Here is an 18149-nt window from a genome sequence, read left to right on the forward strand (position 1 = left end):
GGCTAGCGCTCTGTATGGCGCAGCCACGCTAATACGGCCTTGACCCGCCGGTTGGAATCCTCGGGCCGAAACCCGAGCTTCATAAACACATTGGAGACATGCTTGCTTACCGCTCCGGCGGTAAGAACGAGCGTGTCTTCAATTTCTTTATTGCTCAATCCTTGGGCCATAAGCCCCAGCACCTCCCGCTCGCGGGCGGTGAGCTGGGATAGGCCGGTACGCCGCGCCGACAGCAGCGCAGTTACGACCTCTGGGTCCACCACGGTGCCGCCGCGGGCGACCTCGTCTAGCGTGCGCACGAATTCTTCTACATCAGAAACGCGCTCCTTGAGCAGGTAGCCAAAGCCGCCGTGTTCCAAGAGTCGGTCGAGGTAGCTTGCCGCTACGTATTGGCTCAACACCACCACCGGCTGGGTGGGATTGGCGGCACGCAGGTCATGCACGGCGCGCAGACCATCGTCGGTCATGGTCGGTGGCATGCGCACATCGCTGATAATCAGGTCAAAATCTTCCTGCCCGGCAATAGCGCGCAGTTCTTCGGCATCCGTGGCCGCCGTAACGCTGTGGCCCAAGGCGCTAAGTAGCTGCTCGAGCCCCGCGCGCAATAGCGCGGAATCTTCCGCCAGTAGTAGTTTCATTCCGCCTCCTTCAGCGGTAATTCGACCTGCAGTCGGCCACCGCGTTCGCGCGCAGCCGCGTCATCTGCTGCCGAAAAGTTCACCGTTCCGCCCAGTGCGGCGGCGCGTTCGCGCAGCCCGGCGAGACCGGTGCCCGGCTCACCTGGCTCCTTGGCCGTGGGACCGAGGTCAGCTCCGGGGCCGGGGCAGGGTCCGGTGCCATTATCAATGATGTCTAAGCGCAGTGTGCCCCCAAAAGCAACTGTTACCGTCGCCTGGGCGGCTGCGCCATGCTTGGAAGCATTGGTAAGCGCCTCGGCCACCGCGTGGTAAGCCAGCAGGGCAGTGGTTTCATCCACTGAGCGTTCGGCGCCTTCGACGTGTAGTTCGGTCTCCAGCCCGGAGTGGGCGAGGAGTTCGTCGAGGGCGGGGATAAGTCCGGCGTCGAAAAGCACCTGCGGGGCGATGCCGCGCACCGTCGCCCGCAGGGAGGCCAAGGCCAAAGAGGCATTATGTTCCGCATCGGCCAAGGCCGGTTGCGCCTCAGGAGGGGCCTGCAATTTCGCCGCGGCCAAGTTGAGCTTGAGCGCAGTGAGGTACTGCTGCGGGCCATCGTGCAGCTCGCGTTCGATGCGGCGGCGCTCGCCGGAAAAGGCATCGATAAGCGTGGCGCGCGAGGCCGCCAACTCCTCGGCCGAAGGGCTCAACGCCAGCCGGGTTAGCGAGGTTGACGCCAAGACCAAGAGGCGGTTAAGTCCTACCAATAAAGCCACCAGCAGCGCCGCGGTGAGCCAGCAGGTAAAGAAAATGAGCGGCCGGTTGGAGGTAGACCACCCACCAAAGAAGAATTCGGTATTTGGCACGAACGGCGCAATTGCCAGCACGCCCGCCGAAAAGCCCACGGCAGTCCACGCGGCAAAGCAGGCAGCCGAAATCAATAGCTGCACAATAAGGTGATAAAACTGCTGCCAATCAAACCACCGGCCTGCGCGCCGAGGTGGGATCTCCACGCCCATCCACCGCGCACCCAACCGGCCGACAAATTCCGCGGCGCGTCCCACCAGCGGAATCCACGGCAGCATCAGCACCGAAACCACCAACGCCGGGATAAATAGCGCGCCGAGGACGAGGCTCCACGCGCAGGCTTTGAGGGTTCGCATAACCCATGAGCCTAGCCGCCTTACCCAGGGTGGGGCAGTAGAGCTAGCTCTACCATTTTCTGGGCGGCCCACTCCATGTCTTTCTTCTGCGCGGCCGAGTGGAATCAAAGGCATGTTAAAAGCAGATAACCTCAGCAAGCGCTACGGCCGCCGCACTGTGCTCAATCGCGTCACTGTGTCCATCGCCCCGAGCGAATTCGTCGCCATCATGGGACCTTCCGGCAGCGGAAAAACCACGCTGTTGAACCTGCTATCCGGGCTCGATAAGCCCACCTCCGGCCGAGTCAATGCGCCGGGGCGCAAGCAGCGAGCCTTTGTTTTCCAGGACTATAACCTGCTGGAATCCCTCAACGCCCAGCGCAATGCCACCTTGACCGCGCGCTTTTCCGGCCGGCGCCCTACACGCGGCAAGGTGGCGGAGGTCTTTGACTCGCTCGGCCTTAGCGGGTTGGAGCGCCGCCTGCCCGCGCAGCTTTCCGGCGGGCAGCAGCAACGTGTGGCCGTCGCCCGGGCACTGCTGGCCCAGGCGCCCTATATCTTCGCCGACGAGCCTACGGGCGCGCTTGACGACGCCACCGCATCCACCGTCCTTTCCCACCTGCGCGCCGCCGCCCGCGATGGCGCCAGCGTGGTCATGGTGACCCACTCGCACCTCGCCGCTGAGGCGGCCGACAGGATCATCTCCTTAGAGGAGGTGGCCCATGCTGGTGTGGCTTAAGGACTTACAGTCCAATTGGCTATCGTGGCTGGCCGTGGCGCTGACCCTGGTGGTGTCTTCCACCTCGTGCACCCTGGCGCTGGCCATGCTGGTTGCCTCCTCCGGGGCCGAAGAAAATCCCGCCGGCCCGCTGGGTGGCACGGTGCTGGGCATGGCCCTGTGCGTGGTGGTGTTGGTGACACTATCGCAGATGCGCCTTATCATCGCCGAGCGCGAGCCGGTCTACCGTTCTTGGCGCATGGTGGGCATGCCCGGGTGGATGATTGTTGCCTTCATTCTGGGCCAAGTCGCAGCGGTCAGCGCGGCTGCCGGATTTCTCGGCGTGCTGCCGGCCCGACCTCTGCTTGACCCGTGCGTGCGCGCCCTGCGCAGCGACGGCATCCCCATGCCGGATATCGCCGTTACCGGCCAGGTCACCGCCATTGCGGTATCCGTCTGCACGTCCGCGGCCCTGGTTGGTGCGCTGCCTCCGCTGCGCCGCGTGTTCCGGCCGCGTACTCCCGCACACCCGATGTGGCTTCTGGTGAAATTCCTGCTTGCGGCCGCGGCTATCGGCGGCACGGTCTACGGGTGCCTGCACATCGATGACCCGGGTGACCTCTTGTCGGCCGAGATGGGGCTCGTCATCCTCGTCGCCCTCTTCTTACCTTGGCTCATGCCCGGTATCGACCAATGGACCCGCGCGGCCGGCATCGCTGGGGCCAACGTGCGGGTGCGCCGGCACTTTTCCACCCCACACATCGTGCCGTGGGTGCTCCTCGGCGGCTTTATCGTCGCCGTCGGCTCGGGCCTGCGCTTTGGAAACGATGCAGGCGTCGGCGGCACCTTGTCCTCGTGGCAGGTCTTTGTCGCCCTTTTAGGGCCGGTCTTTGCCCCCAGCATCGTGGGCGCCGTGCTTACCTCACTGCTCATGCGCGGGCGCATCGCCTCCGATATCCGCGGCCTCACGCTGGCTGGCGCCACTCCCTCGGCCTGGGCGCGCGTGCAAGTAGGGGAGGCGGCGTGCCTCACCCTGACTGCGGCCGGCGTGGTGTGCGCGCTGTGCTTGGCGACGCTCCTCCCTCTCCACCACCTGCTCACCCCACAGGCTTCCTTCGGCCGAACGCTGGTAGACGAGCTGTGGTGGTCGGCCTTTGCCGTGATTTTTGGTGCCATGTTTATTGCTGTGGGCGTCGTCAAGCTGGCGCTGGCCGGCTTCGTGCGCGCCGGGCAACGGGAGCGCTGAAGGGATCGCTGAGGGTGTCGGAATGTGGGCCGGGTCATTGTTGAGGGTTAGCAGTCACGAGGGTAGAGTGCTAATCAGGTTGTTTGACCCACAGTTGTTCACCCGCGACGACGGCTGTGCTGGACATCCACAACCGGCACGCGCGCGCCATACCGGCGCGCATACGAACACTACGGAGGAAACATCATGGCAAACATTAAGCCTCTCGAGGACCGCGTCCTCGTACAGATCGTAGAAGCTGAAACCACCACCGCTTCCGGCCTGGTCATCCCGGATTCCGCCAAGGAAAAGCCACAGGAAGCTACCGTCGTTGCAGTAGGCCCAGGCCGCACCAACGACAAGGGTGAGGTCACCCCGGTAGGCGTCAACGAAGGCGATACCGTGGTCTTTTCCAAGTACGGCGGCACCGAGCTGAAGTACAACGGCGAGGAGTACCTGCTGCTGTCCTCCCGTGACCTGCTCGCCGTCATCGAGAAGTAGGCCCACTTATGGCAAAGCTCATTGCATTCGACCAAGAAGCCCGCGAGGGAATCCAGCGCGGCGTCGATACGCTGGCTGATGCCGTCAAGGTCACCCTCGGCCCGCGCGGCCGCAACGTCGTGCTTTCCAAGGCTTTCGGTGGCCCCACCGTCACCAATGACGGCGTGACCATCGCCCGCGATATCGACATCGAGGAGCCCTTCGAGAACCTTGGCGCGCAGCTGGTCAAGTCCGTTGCGGTCAAGACCAATGACACCGCAGGCGACGGCACCACCACCGCTACCTTGCTGGCCCAGGCGCTCATCTTCGAGGGCCTGCGCAACGTGGCGGCCGGCGCCAACCCGATCGAGCTCAACCGCGGCATCGCGGCGGCGGCCGAAAAGGCCGTCGAGGAGCTTAAGGCCCGCGCCACCGCGGTCAACTCCTCCTCTGAAATCGCCCAGGTAGCCACCGTCTCCTCCCGCGACCCGGAGGTCGGCGAGATGGTTGCCGGCGCCATGGACAAGGTGGGCAAGGACGGTGTGGTCACCGTCGAGGAATCCCAGACCATCGACTCCGCCGTCGATGTCACCGAGGGTATTTCCTTTGACAAGGGCTACCTTTCCCCGTACTTCGCTACGGAGGAAGAGACCTACCACGCCGTGCTGGATGACGCCGCAGTATTGCTCGTCCGCAACAAGATCTCCTCCCTGCCGGACTTCCTGCCGCTGCTGGAGAAGATCGCCGAGACCAACCGCCCGACCCTCATCATCGCGGAGGACATCGAGGGCGAGCCGCTGCAGGCGCTCGTCGTCAACTCCATCCGCAAGGTGCTCAAGGTCGCGGCCGTGAAGGCTCCGTACTTTGGCGAGCGTCGCAAGGGATTCATGGATGACCTGGCCGTCGTTACCGGCGCTACCGTCATCGACCCAGAGGTGGGCGTCAACCTCAACGAGGCTGGCCTCGACGTGCTCGGTTCTGCCCGCCGCGTGACCATCACCAAGGATGACACTGTCATCGTCGATGGCGGCGGCACCGCTGAAGCAGTAGAGGAGCGCCGCGAGCACATTCGCCGCGACATCGAGCGCACCGATTCCACCTGGGATAAGGAAAAGCTCGAGGAGCGCCTGGCTAAGCTCTCCGGCGGCGTGGCCGTCATCCGCGTCGGTGCGGCTACCGAGACCGAGGTTAACGAGCGCAAGCTGCGCGTCGAAGACGCCATCAACGCGGCCCGCGCGGCCGTAGAAGAGGGCGTTATCGCCGGCGGCGGCTCCGTGCTGGTCCAGATTTCCAAGGAACTCGAGTCCTTCGCCGAGGGCTTCGAGGGCGAGGCTAAGGTCGGCGTTCTCGCCGTCGCCCGCGCCCTGACCCGCCCGGCGTTCTGGATCGCCGAAAACGCTGGCCTCGACGGCGCCGTCGTCGTCTCCCGCGTCGCCGAGATGTCCAACGGTGAGGGCTTCAACGCCAATACTCTCGAGTACGGCAACCTCATCGATAACGGCATCATCGACCCGGTGAAGGTCACCCACTCCGCCGTGGTCAACGCCACCTCCGTGGCCCGCATGGTTCTGACCACCGAGGCCTCCGTGGTGGAAAAGCCACAGGAAGAGCAGCCTGCTGACGCCGGCCACGGCCACCAGCACTAAACCTTCCCAACATCACCCGCCCCGCTTTCCGCGCGGCGGGTTTTGTTGTACCTAGCTAGGGCCGTGGAATACATCAAGGCACCGCTGATACCGACCCCATTCGCAAGGCCTTCGCCAAGGCCAATGGCATCAAACCCGCACTCTTTTCCGCGCATTCCGAGGGTGCCTGCTCCAAGCGCAGCGGTGTGGGTGCGGTCTACGTGGAGCAAGGCGTGATGAGCGGGTGGACTCCGGCCACACCGTCATCTGCATCGACCACAATCTGGCTGTTCTCGCGCATGCGGATCACGCCATCGACTTGGTCCCCGGCGCCGGTTCGGCCGGCGGCCAGCTGGTCTTTCGTGGCACCCCAGCCGAGTTAGCCGAGCAGAAAGACTCGGTGACGGGGCGCTTTCTTGCCGACGCCCTCGTCTCCCCCTAATCTTCTGCCTTAAGCGTTGACCGGCGCGGCCGCGCGGCGGCGTTGGCGCAGCGCAACGACGCGCTCGGATTCGCTCATTCCGCCCCAGACGCCGTAAGGCTCGGCGGATTGCAGAGCATGCTCGCGGCACAAATCAATGACCGGGCAGGAATTGCAGATGGCCTTGGCGCGGTTCTCGCGCTGGGCGCGGGCACGACCGCGCTCGCCATCTGGGTGATAAAACACGTCCGAGTTTTCTCCGCGGCAGGCGCCTTGTAGCTGCCAATCCCACAGGTCAGCGGTGGGACCGGGAAGCAAATGAGGCTGAGACACGTTACTTAGCTCCTTTGTAAGGGCGAGAATTCTAGTGCGGCTTCCGCAGTGTCGCGGGAAGCAACCTCACGTAGTGTTTCGCGCGTGGGTTAACGATGGGTTACCTATTTTTGACTTTTAGGTATTCTTCCCCAGTTCACCCCTCCGGCACTACGGTTTACCAGCGGAAACAACGAAGGTTAACGGTTTGTGAATTTTCTGCCGCTCGGGTTGCGCACGCGCTGGGGCCGCGCGTTGCCTTTGCATAATCTTCCCGTGTGCCAATATGGTTAGTTACCGGTTTAAAACATGTCAGAGGGTGCATACGTGAGTGATAAGGAACAGGAGCTAGCGGATCTCGTCCCGCATGCCGTCGACGGCAGCCGTCGAGCGCTGCAAGAAGTTCTGCGGATCATTCACCCGCAGGTGCTGCGCTACTGCCGCGCCCGCATCGGTGGCGGCCGCCAACCCACCGCGGAGGATGTAGCCCAAGAGATCTGTCTTGCAGTGGCCACCTCCATTGGCTCCTACGAGGACAAGGGCCGCCCGTTTATGGCCTATGTCTACGGCATTGCGTTCAACAAGGTCACCGATGCCCACCGCGCCATGGGGCGCGATAAGTCCACCCCTACCGAAGAAATTCCAGAAGACTCCGCGCACGAAGCTACCCCAGAAGAGTGGGCGCTAGAGGCCGACGGTAGTAACAGAATGCGCGCCTTGCTCGATACGTTAAGTGACAAGGCGAAAAACATCGTGATTCTGCGCGTGTTCAACGGTTTGTCGGCAGAAGAGACCGCGGAAATTGTGGGTTCCACCCCAGGCGCGGTTCGTGTCGCACAACACCGAGCACTCGCTCAATTGCGAAAGACCCTCCAAGCTGCCCAGGAAACTGCGCGCTAAGGGCCTAGCGGCCGACTCTTACAGCAGATATCTCTTAACAGAAAGGAAGGGGGAGAGACACCATCATGACACCGAAGCACCACGGCGAAAATGACGGCCTGGCGGACCAGCTCCAGCCCTTGATAGATGATGATGCATTCCTCACCGAGCTTTCGAAGGGAACTAACCCTTCCGACGGCCAGGATGACCTGGCGGAGCTGCTGCTGGAGTTAAAGGGGGACGTCGATAAGCAGATGCCTCCAGCCCCGCTGGTAGAAGGCGCCGAAGCTGAGCCTGAGGTCATCGACCTAGGCCAGGCCCGCAAGCGCCGCCGCGGCGGCCCGTTCGTACATGGGCTCATCGGTGCGGCGGCCGCAACGCTAGTCATCGCTGGAGCCGGTGGAGCCATGCTGCACGCCGGAACCTTTGATAAGGGCGATAAGACCCGCAACGTAGAGCTGGCCGGCACGCTGGAAGAGATGGAATCTCGCGCGGCCGAAGGTGATATTGAAGGCGCTCGCGAACTGATGAAGGACGCCCGCGCCAAGCTGGATGAGGCCGAAGGCAAAGAAGAAAAGGCCATCGCCGCCAACCGTGAGGCCGATCAAAAACGCTCTGCGCACCCGAAGCCCACCCCGCACACCGTGACGGAGACTGCCACCGAAACCGTGGCGGAAGAAGCTTCGCAACCGGAGCAACAGCCGGAGCAGGTCACCGTGACCGAAACTCAATACGCCACCGAAACCGTGGTGGTCACGGAACAAGTGCAGCCAAACCCGCAGCCCAACCCCAACGTTGAGGATGAGCCGACGACCACCATCGAGTTGGGCCAGCAGCAGTAGAAGCTAGCGGCCCTCTAGGCCATCCAAGTAACCCAAGGCGTAGTCCCAAGGCACGTAGCGGGAGGGATCTGGCTCGGCGCCTGGCTCATGTACCGGCGCTAGCTCGCCTTCAAGGGTGGCGCGCATATTAGCGGCCATAATGTCCCACTCATAAAAGTGGTTTTCTTGGCAATCCTCGCACAGGAAGAAGATGCCATCGATGCCACGCGGGCCGAGGATGGACGCGAATTTCTGCACCAGCGCGAGGTCGTGGATGATGGCGATCCGGTCGTCGTCGGTAAGCGGCATGACCTGCTCGTCTTCCTCTAGGAAGGAGGCGGGGTCATTCGGATCATCGGCGAAAGGATCGCGGGGCATATTGGCGAAGAAGTTCACGCCTGCGAGCCTATTGAACTTACCCTCCCGAGGCAATTTACCCCCTGCCCAAATGGTGTCGTCGGCCGGCAACGCACTACAGTTGGGTTAGCCGCTAAACCTGTTAAGGAGAGACCTCGATGAGCGAGAACCGTATTCATACTGGTGGAGATGACCCGAACAAGGTAGCCCTGCGCGGCCTGACCTTTGATGATGTGCTCCTTTTGCCCGCCGAATCCAATATCGTGCCTTCCGAGGTCGATACCGGCGCGCAATTTACCCGCAATATCCGCCTCGGCGTCCCGCTTGCCTCGGCCGCCATGGATACCGTGACCGAGGCCCGCATGGCCATTGCCATGGCCCGCCAGGGCGGTATCGGCGTGCTGCACCGCAACCTGTCCACCGAGGACCAGGCCGAGCAGGTAGAAATTGTGAAGCGCTCCGAGTCCGGCATGGTTACTGACCCCATCACCGCCCGCCCGGATATGACCATCGGGGAAGTAGACGCGCTGTGCGCCCGCTTCCGTATCTCCGGCCTGCCGGTGGTAGACGAGGACGGCACCCTGTTGGGCATTTGCACCAATCGCGATATGCGCTTCGAGCCTGACTTTGACCGCAAGGTCAGCGAGGTCATGACGGCCATGCCGCTTGTTGTTGCGCGCGAGGGTGTATCTAAGAAGGAAGCCCTCGAACTGCTCTCGGCCAATAAGGTGGAAAAGCTGCCCATCGTCGATGCGGATAATAAGCTCACCGGCCTGATTACCGTCAAGGACTTTGTCAAGACCGAGCAGTACCCTAACGCGTCCAAGGACTCGGCCGGCCGCCTGTTGGTTGCGGCCGGCATCGGTACCGGGGAAGAGTCCTACCAGCGCGCCGCCGCGCTTGTCGACGCCGGCGTGGACGCCCTCGTCGTCGACTCCGCCCACGCCCACAACAACCGCGTGCTGGAAATGGTCTCCCGCGTGCAAAAGGATTTCGGTTCCAAGGTCGATGTCATCGGCGGTAACCTCGCCACCCGCGAGGCCGCGCAGGCGATGATCGATGCCGGCGCCGACGCCATCAAGGTCGGCATCGGCCCGGGCTCCATTTGCACCACCCGCGTCGTCGCCGGCGTGGGCGCGCCGCAGATTACGGCCCTGATGGAGGCCGCCGCAGTAGCTGGCCCGGCCGGTGTGCCGGTTATCGGCGATGGTGGCATGCAGTACTCCGGCGACGTCGCCAAGGCCCTGGCGGCCGGCGCCGATACCGTCATGCTGGGCTCCATGTTTGCCGGCACCACCGAAGCCCCCGGTGACATCGTGGTCTACCAGGGCAAGCAGTACAAGCGCTACCGCGGCATGGGCTCCATGGGCGCCATGCAGGGCCGTGGCCTTTCCGGCGAGAAGCGCTCCTACTCCAAGGACCGCTATTTCCAGGCCGACGTCCGCAGCGAGGACAAGCTGGTTCCGGAAGGCGTCGAGGGCCGCGTGCCCTTCCGCGGCGATATCGATGCCATCGTGCACCAGATTATCGGCGGCCTGCGCGCTTCCATGGGCTATACCGGCTCCGCCACCCTGGCCGAGCTGAAGACCAAGCGCTTCGTTCAAATCACCGCCGCGGGCCTAAAGGAATCCCACCCGCACCACCTGCAGCAAATCGCAGAAGCACCAAACTACCGCTAGGAATATCATGCGTGAATACGCCGAAATTGGCATCGGCCGCGAGGCCCGTCGTACCTTCGATCTAGAGCAACTATCCATCGTGCCGCAGCGCCGTACCCGTTCCTCCAAGGACGTGGACACCACCTGGCACATCGACGCCTATACCTTCGACATCCCCTTCGTGTCCCACCCCACTGATGCGCTCGCCACCCCCGAGTTCATCATCGAGATGGGCAAGCAGGGCGGCCTGGGCGTCATTAATGCCGAGGGCCTGTGGGGCCGCCACAAGGACCTCGAGGGCGCCCTAGCCCGCATTTACTCGCAGCCGGGCGATAACTCCATCATCCAGGAGCTGCACGCCGCCCCGCTTGACGACGCCCTCCTTACCGAGCGCATCTCCCAAGTCCGCGACTCCGGAGTTACCGTTGCTGTGCGCGTATCCCCCCAAAATGCTCGCGAGATGGCCCCGAAGGTCATCGCGGCCGGTGCCGAGTTGCTGTTTATCCAGGGCACCCTAGTCTCGGCCGAGCACGTAGCTACCGGCGGCGAGCCGCTGAACCTCAAGGAGTTCATTGGTTCCCTTGACGTTCCCGTCATTGCCGGCGGAGTTACCGACTACACCACCGCGCTACACCTGATGCGCACCGGCGCGGCCGGCGTCATCGTAGGCGCGGGTGTGACCACCAACGCCGAGACCGTTGGCATCGACTCGGCCATGGGCACCGCGATTGCCGACGCCGCCGCAGCCCGCCGCGACTACCTCGACGAGACCGGCGGCCGCTACGTGCACATCATCGCCGATACCGAGTTTGAAAACTCCGGCAATATTGCCAAGGCTTTCGCCTGCGGCGCTGACGGTGTTGCTCTCGGCCCACTGCTTGCCCAGGCCCGCGAGGCCGGCGGCAAGGGCTGGTACTGGCCCGCCACGGCCGGCCACCCGCGTTTCCCACGCGGCTTCGTCCAGTTCTCCGGGGCCGATACCGACTTGGACGTCGATTTCCTCACCACCGGTACCCCGGCCGAAGCCACAGAAGAATCGGCCGCCCCGTCGCTGGAAACCGTGCTGCACGGTCCCTCCAGCGAGCCCTTCGGCCGCACCAACCTGGTCGGCGCGCTGCGCCGTTCCATGGCCAAGTGCGGCTACACCGACCTGAAGTCCTTCCAGAAGGTCGAACTCGCCGTCCGCTACTAATCCGCGCGAGAGTCCTGACGCGGCTGTGCCTTCTTGGCGCAGCCGCGTTTCTTTGTCTCAGGGCTTCCTTCGCCGCCGAACAGATACCAGTTGGCGAGGTAGGAGAGTGGTTTAGGAAACCAATTGCCAGCCGCCCTCACGCCTCCACGTGGTCTTGCCTGTCATCGGCCGCCATTGCCCTGCGTTGTGGACCGGGCACACGCGTACTCCCGAGGGATTGAGCTCTACAACCTTTTCTTCACCGCTCGCGCGTAGAACCACCGAATTATGCGCAACTTCTGGATGACCCACACGCTCTGCCTGTCGAGTGCCACACAAGGGAACCCACTCATCCCACTCGCTTCCAAAGATTTCCGCGGCCGGAAGTGTTACCTGTTGCGGGCCTTGTTCATCCAGCGCAGACGCCACCGCGGCCGTAGTTGGGGTGGCGTCACAACCGCACAACAACAGGCTCGCGGCGAGCACAATAGCCAAGCGCTTCATAAGCTATCAGTTTAGTGGGTTAGACTATGGGGCGTGACTAAGCCAAATACTACCCCGCGCCCCGTCCTCGTTGTGGACTTTGGCGCTCAGTACGCGCAGCTTATTGCCCGCCGCGTGCGCGAGGCCAAGATTTACTCCGAGGTTGTCCCCAACTCCGCTTCTGTAGAGGAAATTAAAGCAAAGGATCCAGCCGCTCTCATTTTGTCGGGTGGACCATCTTCCGTATATGCCGATGGCGCCCCGGCCCTCAAGCCGGAGCTACTTGAGCTCGGCATTCCGGTTTTCGGCATTTGCTACGGCTTCCAAGCTATGAACCATGCGCTTGGTGGCACTGTCTCTTCCACCGGCGAGCGTGAGTACGGCCGTACCGATATGAATGTTAAGGGCGGCGTACTTCACGAAGGCCTGGAGGCTACTCACAAGGTGTGGATGTCTCACGGCGATGCCGTATCTGCTGCTCCCGAAGGCTTTGAGGTTACGGCCACGTCGGCCGGTGCTCCGGTTGCAGCGATGGAGTGCCTAGACAAGAAGATGGCCGGCGTGCAGTACCACCCTGAGGTACAGCACTCGCCGCATGGCCAGGAGGTGCTTACCCGCTTCCTCACTGAGATTGCTGGCCTAGAGCAGAACTGGACGGCCGATAATATCGCCGAGCAGCTCATCGCGGATGTCCGCGCACAGGTGGGCGAGGAAGGCCGCGCTATTTGCGCCCTGTCCGGCGGTGTGGACTCCGCTGTAGCGGCCGCGCTGGTGCAGCGCGCCATTGGCGATCGGCTCACCTGTGTTTTTGTTGACCACGGCCTGCTGCGTGCCGGCGAGCGTGAGCAGGTAGAAAAGGACTTTGTCGCCTCCACCGGCGCGAAGCTGGTGACTGCCGATGAGCGCGCCGCCTTCCTGGATAAGCTGGCAGGCGTTAGCGACCCAGAAGCCAAGCGCAAGGCTATCGGCGCGGAGTTTATCCGTTCCTTTGAGCGCGCGGTTGCAGGCGTGCTTGACGACGCCCCTGCAGGCTCCACCGTCGACTACCTCGTCCAGGGAACGCTGTACCCGGACGTCGTCGAGTCTGGCGGCGGCGATGGCACGGCGAATATTAAGTCTCACCACAATGTCGGCGGTTTGCCGGATGACGTGGAGTTCGAACTGGTCGAGCCGCTGCGCCTCCTGTTTAAGGACGAGGTGCGTGCCGTCGGCCGCGAGCTGGGTCTGCCGGAAGAGATCGTTAGCCGTCAGCCATTCCCCGGCCCTGGCTTGGGCATCCGCATTATCGGTGAGGTGACCGAGGAGCGCTTGGAGACGCTGCGCGAGGCAGACCTCATTGCCCGCACCGAGCTGACCAATGCCGGCCTGGATGACCAGATTTGGCAGTGCCCGGTAGTACTGCTGGCCGATGTCCGCTCCGTCGGCGTGCAGGGCGACGGCCGTACCTATGGCCACCCGATTGTGCTGCGTCCAGTGTCCTCGGAGGACGCCATGACCGCGGACTGGACCCGCCTGCCGTACGAGGTGCTGGAGAAGATTTCTACCCGCATCACCAACGAGGTGAAGGACGTCAACCGCGTGGTCTTGGACTGCACCTCCAAGCCACCAGGAACCATCGAGTGGGAGTAAAACGGCATGCGTAGAAGGCGCTCAGTCTAGTGCTGAGCGCCTTTTCGCTCGTTTCAGCGGGCGGCGCTTACTCGCGCGGGGTAAACGGTGGCCGCCACACAACGCGTCCGCCCACCCGCTCGAGGCAGCCGCGCCGAGGTGGGGCGTTGGGGTCATCGTCGTTGACGCCATTATGGTAGGCGCAGCACATGACCAGGTTTTTCATATTCGTCTCCCCGCCATTGCTCCACGCTTTAAGGTGGTGAACTTGGGAGAGGTCGGCCGGCTGGTTGCAGCCCGGCCAGGCGCAGCGTGGATTTTCTGCAGCGGCCATAATGCGCTGCTTGTCATTGGCCACGCGCGCCGTGCGGTAGAGATTGACCGGACCTTCCTCGGGGTGCACGAGCGTGACGTAGCCGGTTTCTTTATCGCCAGAAAAGCCGACGTCGTTGAGCACGCGGCGCAGATATTCGGTGCCGGTGATGGTGGCGCCATTGGTCAGATCAAGCTCGATATCATCACCATGGCCGTCGCGGATGCGGATGAATTTGTCTAACGGCACGATGGCATTGGTCACCACTTCTGTCCGCGCGGCCGCAGCTTGGTCAAAGAAAATCTTTTCTACCGCCTCGAGCGATTGCTTTCCAGTCGCGGCTAGCGCGGCGTTGAGATCCGCGATGAAACTAGAGGTTCCGGTGATGGCAAGCGTCCAGTAATCATTGGGGCGTCGGTAGGTGCGTACGCCTGGGCTTACGGTGTCGTCTTTCATCTCCCGCAGGCGCCGTCGGGCGTGCTTAAGGATGTGGCTCATCGAGTCGGTCATCGCGCAGCATTCTGCGCGCAGCTGCCAGGCCTGCTTTTTGCTGGGCGCGCGGTTAACAATGCGTTCTAGGGCAGCAAGGGTGGCGATGGAGTGGGTGTTGCGGCGGGCGTCGGCAATAGCGCGGCGCTGCAGGCGCGTAAATTTGGTGCGGCCGAAGTAGCTTTCGCACAAAAGCAGCAGATCGGCGGCGATGGCATCGGGCGCGCCGCGGTCCATGAGCTCGGACCCAGACATGCCTTGGCACCCGGCGATGATGTCCATGCCAGGGCCCAAGGCGGTGAGGTAGGTCTCGAGTGCGTTCATGCCTGCAACGCTACGGCGCGCACCCACACCGGCGCACGGCCGGCGCAACCGCTACGGCCGATTCTGTGGATAACCCGGCCCGCACACCCGCCGCGGGCCGAAAAAGCTGTGGATAACCCCGAAAAGCGTCGTATAGATTAGGCAAACGCGAGCCGGCGCGTGCCATCCACGTGGGGGAAGGCGAAAAAGCTCAGCCCAAAGACCACTAGCCACACCAGCCCGGCGCCCCACGCGGGCAGGGCCACGATGGGCGCGAGCATCACCATAAGCCACAGAATCATCAGTGGCACGAGCTGTGCGATGGTAGGAACTAGAGCGACATTGCGCTTGTCGGCATAGGCACGCATCGCGCGGCGGTAGGGGTGGGCAAAGACGAGGACGAAGGCCGCCACGAGGCATACGAGCGCCCCAACCAGTGCGGCAAAGATATGCGCGCGGCTTGCCAAGAGTGCCACGGCCGCACCGATGAGGATGGACGAGCCCAAGCGCACCCAAGGTGGGGTAGGGATGGGAGTGGTGTGCTCGCGCATGGCGCCGTAGGCAGCGTTGAAGTTCATGCCGCTAAGGCTACCATTCGAACATACACTTGCATGTGTCCGGGTGAGGGTTCATACTATTCGAGTGAGTCAAACGAGCGTTCGCCTAGAAAAAGCGGTGGCCGGGCTAAGTAGGTCGGACCGCGTGGCGATGCTGCGTACCCGCATGCGCGCTATGGAGCGCGGCCCGGAAGAAGAGCTGGTAGATACGCTCCCTGGCCTGGCGCGCTTGCTTCCCGCAGGTGGGCTGGCGCGCCGGCAGGTGGCGCACTGTGCGAGCTGCCCGGCGCTGGTGGTGGAGCTTATCTGTCACCTCACCGCCCGTGGCGGGTATGTGGGAGTGGTGGGGTGGCCGGATTTGCTACTCGCACAAGTGGCCGAGGAAGGCGCTATCGAACGCGTGGTAACCGTGCCGGATCCGGGCCTGGAATCCTGGATGGTGACGGGAGTATTGGCGGAGGGGTTGGACCTCGTTATCCACCATGGGCCGCCCGGCGAGGTGAGCCCTACCAAGGCTCGGCCGGTGCTGGCGAAGGTGCGCGGTGGGCGCGCGGCGGTGCTTACGGTGGGCACGCGCCTGCCGGGCACGGCGGTGGGGATAGGGGCGCGGGTGAGTGCCTATCGGGGCGTCGGCAAGGGCAGCGGGCGCATTCGCGGCGTGGACATGGACGTGAAGGTGACCTCGAAGCAGGGGGCCTCGCGCGGGGTGCTCACGGTAGGGCAGCGCCGTCGGTTGGAGGCCGTATGAGGGTAGCGGCCGTGTGGTTTCCGGATTGGCCCATCCAGGCCGCCGGCGGGCAGGGCCCTATGGTTATTGCGCGCAATCACGCGGTGGTGGTGTGCGATAGGAAGGCGCGCCGGGCGGGCGTGCGGCGCGGGATGCGCTTGCGTCAGGCCCAAGCGCTGTGCCCCGAGGCCGCAGTGGTGGAGGCCAATCCAGACCGGGATGGAGCGGCCTTTGCGGAGGTTGCGGCCGGCTTAGATGCGGTGGCGTCCTCGGTGGAGGTGCTGCGCCCGGGCCTGGCGATTGTGGATGCGGGCGCGGCGCTGCGCTACCACGGGGAGAAAGCACTAGAGATGCTTGTCGACGCCTCTTCGTACGCCGGCTTCGACTCCACCCTCGGCGTGGCCGATGAGATTGCCACGGCCGTCATCGCGGCCCGGCACCGTGGTGTGGGCGCGGTGGTGCCAGAAGGTGGCTCGCGGGAGTTTTTGGCTACCCAGCCCATAGGCGTGCTGGCGGCCGATGAGGCCTTGGGCTTTGAGGCTGGCTTTATCGCACAACTGGATAAGCTGGGTGTGCGGCGCCTGGGTGACTTAGCCGCACTGCCGTTTAAGCAGGTAGCTACCCGTTTCGGTGAGCCCGGGCGTCGCGCGCACGAGTTGGCCCAAGCCCGTGCGGATAGGCGCGTAGCTCCAGAAATGGCGCGCCCAGACCTGGCCGTGGAAATGGAAGAGCGCATCGAGCGTGTGGACGCGGCCGCCTTCGCGGCCCGCCAACTCGCGGCCCGGCTGCATGCCCGCTTGGAGGAGGCCGGCAAGGTGTGCCTGCGGCTGCGCGTGGTGGCGGAGTTTGGCACCGGTGAGGAGCTGGCGCGGGTGTGGCGCACGCAGGAGGCGCTGACGGAGCAGGCTACCGCGGACCGGGTGCGCTGGCAGCTCGATGGTTGGCTCACACGCGCTACTGGTGGGGGCGCGGCTATTCGCCGCCTAGCGTTAGAGCCGGTGGAGGTTGCCGCCCCGTCCGCCACCGGCCTATGGGGCGGGGAGGGATCACAGGAGCAGGTCAAACGCGTGATCGCGCGCGTGCAATCGCAGCTGGGAGTGGATCGTGTGCTGCAGCCGCGGTCGGTGGGCGGCCGCGGGGTGGCCGAGCGTATCGAGTATGTGCCCTATGGCGAGCAGCGCGACGCCCCGCCGGACGGCGAGTGGCCCGGCCGCATTCCCGCGCCCTTGCCTGCGCGGCTGGGCGGTGGGCCGAATCACCCGGCCGCGCGCATTCGGCTTATCGACGCCGCCGGGCGCCCCGTCTTCGTCACCGCCGAGGCCCTCCTGTCCGGGGTGCCGGTGGCCTTGAGCTGGGGCGCGCATCGCTTCCGCGTGCTGGGCTGGGCCGGGCCGTGGCCGGTGGATACGCAGTGGTGGACCGATACCCCGCAGCGCGTGGCGCGCCTCCAGGTGGTGGGCCAGGCCGACCACGAAGAGCATCAGCGGGCCTGGCTCTTGGTATGGTCCGGCGGCCGCTGGCGGGTTGAGGCGACCTATTAATCGCGAATATCGACCACGAGACGGGTGGGGTTATCGAGCACCTGCACGGAATAAGGCTTGCGAGAGGTCATGCCGATGACAAATTGGCAGCGGCCCTCGTAGGTGCCGCCATTGACCACTTGGGTGACTATTCCTTCCGTAGGGGCATCCACCACGCCGATGCGGGGATCGTCCTTGCCTGCCTCGAAGGGATAGACCACGCCGTCGATATTGACATTGAGCGCGGTCTCTCCGGAGTGGTCAATGGTCTTGCCGGAACCCTGCTGTGTGGGTGTATCGGCGTAATCCACGAACCAGCCGGGAGCGCCGCCGCCGTCGAGCTCGAAGACGACGCGCTCAAAACCCTCGTGCCGGCCGATGCGCACGTCGGTCACCGTGAGCTCGGAGGGCGCCTGCGGCCGGAGGGTTTTCATCTCCATATTGGCCTGGCCCAACGGATTGAGCTGGGAGTTATCCGCAGACGCGGCCATGGTGGTGGGGTTCGACTCGTGGGCAGCGCAGCCGCTGAGAAAAGCAGCGACGAGAAGCGTTGCGGCGAGACGGACTTTCAACATGTCCCCTAGGTTATATTTTCGGCCGTGAACCTTGATTTCTAGCGGTCGTGGAAACACCTGACATGGGTTGGGTGATTGTGTGGAGTCGAAATGGGTTCCGGATTCTGTTGTCGTGGCGCGGTTTGCGTCGTTGGTTCGGGCTGGTAGTTCA

Annotated in this window: 20 protein-coding genes; 12 read left to right on the top strand and 8 right to left on the bottom strand. The window is 63.8% G+C overall.

Annotated elements, in window-relative coordinates; all coding sequences use genetic code 11:
- Window positions 1-2: 2 nt before the first annotated feature.
- Entirely contained in the window at window positions 3-638 is a 636-nt protein-coding gene (locus RAE09_RS10080) for a response regulator (RefSeq protein WP_005326844.1), read from the bottom strand.
- Window positions 635-1777, bottom strand: a complete 1143-nt coding sequence (locus RAE09_RS10085; RefSeq protein WP_316981610.1) for a sensor histidine kinase — start codon at window positions 1775-1777, stop codon at window positions 635-637. Before RAE09_RS10085 ends, RAE09_RS10080 begins: the two co-directional genes overlap by 4 nt.
- A 112-nt stretch (window positions 1778-1889) precedes the next feature.
- On the opposite strand from RAE09_RS10085, the gene RAE09_RS10090 reads away from it, so the two are divergent.
- The 5 genes from RAE09_RS10090 (at window position 1890) to RAE09_RS10110 (ending at window position 6246) form a co-directional block, all read left to right on the top strand.
- Entirely contained in the window at window positions 1890-2495 is a 606-nt protein-coding gene (locus RAE09_RS10090; protein WP_005326841.1) for an ABC transporter ATP-binding protein, read from the top strand.
- A complete protein-coding gene (locus tag RAE09_RS10095) occupies window positions 2479-3720 on the top strand; it encodes an FtsX-like permease family protein (protein WP_316981611.1) in 1242 nt (413 codons plus the stop codon). The genes RAE09_RS10090 and RAE09_RS10095 overlap by 17 nt, the downstream gene beginning before the upstream one ends.
- 186 nt (window positions 3721-3906) lie before the next feature.
- Window positions 3907-4200, top strand: coding sequence for a co-chaperone GroES (groES, locus tag RAE09_RS10100; RefSeq protein WP_005322702.1), 294 nt, complete (start codon window positions 3907-3909; stop codon window positions 4198-4200).
- Window positions 4201-4208: 8 nt separating this feature from the next.
- Window positions 4209-5825, top strand: a complete 1617-nt coding sequence (gene groL, locus RAE09_RS10105) for a chaperonin GroEL (RefSeq protein WP_005326837.1) — start codon at window positions 4209-4211, stop codon at window positions 5823-5825.
- Window positions 5826-6048: 223 nt separating this feature from the next.
- Window positions 6049-6246 (top strand): daunorubicin resistance protein, encoded by a 198-nt coding sequence (locus RAE09_RS10110; RefSeq protein ID WP_179387409.1) that lies wholly within the window; start codon window positions 6049-6051, stop codon window positions 6244-6246.
- 9 nt (window positions 6247-6255) lie between these two features.
- Here RAE09_RS10110 and RAE09_RS10115 read toward each other — a convergent pair whose 3' ends face one another.
- A complete protein-coding gene (locus tag RAE09_RS10115; RefSeq protein ID WP_005326832.1) occupies window positions 6256-6558 on the bottom strand; it encodes a WhiB family transcriptional regulator in 303 nt (100 codons plus the stop codon).
- 306 nt (window positions 6559-6864) lie between these two features.
- On the opposite strand from RAE09_RS10115, the gene RAE09_RS10120 reads away from it, so the two are divergent.
- A complete protein-coding gene (locus RAE09_RS10120; protein ID WP_005326830.1) occupies window positions 6865-7437 on the top strand; it encodes a sigma-70 family RNA polymerase sigma factor in 573 nt (190 codons plus the stop codon).
- Between the two features lie 65 nt (window positions 7438-7502).
- Window positions 7503-8258, top strand: a complete 756-nt coding sequence (locus RAE09_RS10125; RefSeq protein ID WP_316981612.1) for a hypothetical protein — start codon at window positions 7503-7505, stop codon at window positions 8256-8258.
- A 3-nt stretch (window positions 8259-8261) separates the two neighbouring features.
- On the opposite strand, the gene RAE09_RS10130 is transcribed toward RAE09_RS10125, so the two are convergent.
- Window positions 8262-8633, bottom strand: a complete 372-nt coding sequence (locus RAE09_RS10130; protein WP_005326826.1) for a DUF5319 domain-containing protein — start codon at window positions 8631-8633, stop codon at window positions 8262-8264.
- 119 nt (window positions 8634-8752) lie between these two features.
- On the opposite strand from RAE09_RS10130, the gene guaB reads away from it, so the two are divergent.
- Both guaB and RAE09_RS10140 read left to right on the top strand, forming a co-directional pair.
- Window positions 8753-10273 carry an IMP dehydrogenase gene (gene guaB, locus RAE09_RS10135; RefSeq protein ID WP_316981613.1) on the top strand — a complete coding sequence of 507 codons (1521 nt, stop codon included), beginning with the start codon at window positions 8753-8755 and terminating at the stop codon, window positions 10271-10273.
- Between the two features lie 7 nt (window positions 10274-10280).
- Window positions 10281-11444 (top strand): GuaB3 family IMP dehydrogenase-related protein, encoded by a 1164-nt coding sequence (locus tag RAE09_RS10140; RefSeq protein ID WP_005322688.1) that lies wholly within the window; start codon window positions 10281-10283, stop codon window positions 11442-11444.
- A 111-nt stretch (window positions 11445-11555) separates the two neighbouring features.
- On the opposite strand, the gene RAE09_RS10145 is transcribed toward RAE09_RS10140, so the two are convergent.
- Window positions 11556-11927, bottom strand: a complete 372-nt coding sequence (locus tag RAE09_RS10145) for a hypothetical protein (RefSeq protein WP_316981614.1) — start codon at window positions 11925-11927, stop codon at window positions 11556-11558.
- A 33-nt stretch (window positions 11928-11960) separates the two neighbouring features.
- Here RAE09_RS10145 and guaA point away from each other — a divergent pair, with 33 nt between their 5' ends.
- The gene (gene guaA, locus RAE09_RS10150) at window positions 11961-13535 is read left to right on the top strand and encodes a glutamine-hydrolyzing GMP synthase (protein ID WP_316981615.1); all 1575 of its coding nucleotides are present in this window, start codon (window positions 11961-11963) and stop codon (window positions 13533-13535) included.
- 67 nt (window positions 13536-13602) lie between these two features.
- On the opposite strand, the gene RAE09_RS10155 is transcribed toward guaA, so the two are convergent.
- Window positions 13603-14640 carry an HNH endonuclease signature motif containing protein gene (locus tag RAE09_RS10155; protein WP_316981616.1) on the bottom strand — a complete coding sequence of 346 codons (1038 nt, stop codon included), beginning with the start codon at window positions 14638-14640 and terminating at the stop codon, window positions 13603-13605.
- Between the two features lie 137 nt (window positions 14641-14777).
- Window positions 14778-15197 (bottom strand): hypothetical protein, encoded by a 420-nt coding sequence (locus RAE09_RS10160; protein WP_005326817.1) that lies wholly within the window; start codon window positions 15195-15197, stop codon window positions 14778-14780.
- Between the two features lie 130 nt (window positions 15198-15327).
- Here RAE09_RS10160 and RAE09_RS10165 point away from each other — a divergent pair, with 130 nt between their 5' ends.
- Both RAE09_RS10165 and RAE09_RS10170 read left to right on the top strand, forming a co-directional pair.
- Window positions 15328-15924: a hypothetical protein gene (locus tag RAE09_RS10165; protein ID WP_316981620.1), complete on the top strand. Its 597-nt coding sequence runs from the start codon at window positions 15328-15330 to the stop codon at window positions 15922-15924.
- Entirely contained in the window at window positions 15921-17444 is a 1524-nt protein-coding gene (locus RAE09_RS10170) for a DNA polymerase Y family protein (RefSeq protein WP_316981617.1), read from the top strand. The genes RAE09_RS10165 and RAE09_RS10170 overlap by 4 nt, the downstream gene beginning before the upstream one ends.
- Here the strand turns inward: RAE09_RS10170 and RAE09_RS10175 are convergent.
- Window positions 17441-17998, bottom strand: coding sequence for an AMIN-like domain-containing (lipo)protein (locus RAE09_RS10175; protein ID WP_316981618.1), 558 nt, complete (start codon window positions 17996-17998; stop codon window positions 17441-17443). The genes RAE09_RS10170 and RAE09_RS10175 overlap by 4 nt on opposite strands.
- Window positions 17999-18149: the final 151 nt, after the last annotated feature.

The organism is Corynebacterium tuberculostearicum (assembly GCF_032821615.1).
Taxonomy (GTDB): Bacteria; Actinomycetota; Actinomycetes; order Mycobacteriales; family Mycobacteriaceae; genus Corynebacterium; species Corynebacterium tuberculostearicum_H.

Excerpts from the sequence above, each read along its gene's own strand:
- RAE09_RS10080 (WP_005326844.1), bottom strand. The coding sequence starts at position 638 with ATGAAACTACTACTGGCGGAAGATTCCGCGCTATTGCGCGCGGGGCTC.
- RAE09_RS10085 (WP_316981610.1), bottom strand. The coding sequence starts at position 1,777 with ATGCGAACCCTCAAAGCCTGCGCGTGGAGCCTCGTCCTCGGCGCGCTA.
- RAE09_RS10090 (WP_005326841.1), top strand. The coding sequence starts at position 1,890 with ATGTTAAAAGCAGATAACCTCAGCAAGCGCTACGGCCGCCGCACTGTG.
- RAE09_RS10095 (WP_316981611.1), top strand. The coding sequence starts at position 2,479 with ATGCTGGTGTGGCTTAAGGACTTACAGTCCAATTGGCTATCGTGGCTG.
- groES (WP_005322702.1), top strand. The coding sequence starts at position 3,907 with ATGGCAAACATTAAGCCTCTCGAGGACCGCGTCCTCGTACAGATCGTA.
- groL (WP_005326837.1), top strand. The coding sequence starts at position 4,209 with ATGGCAAAGCTCATTGCATTCGACCAAGAAGCCCGCGAGGGAATCCAG.
- RAE09_RS10125 (WP_316981612.1), top strand. The coding sequence starts at position 7,503 with ATGACACCGAAGCACCACGGCGAAAATGACGGCCTGGCGGACCAGCTC.
- guaB (WP_316981613.1), top strand. The coding sequence starts at position 8,753 with ATGAGCGAGAACCGTATTCATACTGGTGGAGATGACCCGAACAAGGTA.
- RAE09_RS10140 (WP_005322688.1), top strand. The coding sequence starts at position 10,281 with ATGCGTGAATACGCCGAAATTGGCATCGGCCGCGAGGCCCGTCGTACC.
- RAE09_RS10145 (WP_316981614.1), bottom strand. The coding sequence starts at position 11,927 with ATGAAGCGCTTGGCTATTGTGCTCGCCGCGAGCCTGTTGTTGTGCGGT.
- RAE09_RS10155 (WP_316981616.1), bottom strand. The coding sequence starts at position 14,640 with ATGAACGCACTCGAGACCTACCTCACCGCCTTGGGCCCTGGCATGGAC.
- RAE09_RS10160 (WP_005326817.1), bottom strand. The coding sequence starts at position 15,197 with ATGAACTTCAACGCTGCCTACGGCGCCATGCGCGAGCACACCACTCCC.
- RAE09_RS10165 (WP_316981620.1), top strand. The coding sequence starts at position 15,328 with ATGCTGCGTACCCGCATGCGCGCTATGGAGCGCGGCCCGGAAGAAGAG.
- RAE09_RS10170 (WP_316981617.1), top strand. The coding sequence starts at position 15,921 with ATGAGGGTAGCGGCCGTGTGGTTTCCGGATTGGCCCATCCAGGCCGCC.
- RAE09_RS10175 (WP_316981618.1), bottom strand. The coding sequence starts at position 17,998 with ATGTTGAAAGTCCGTCTCGCCGCAACGCTTCTCGTCGCTGCTTTTCTC.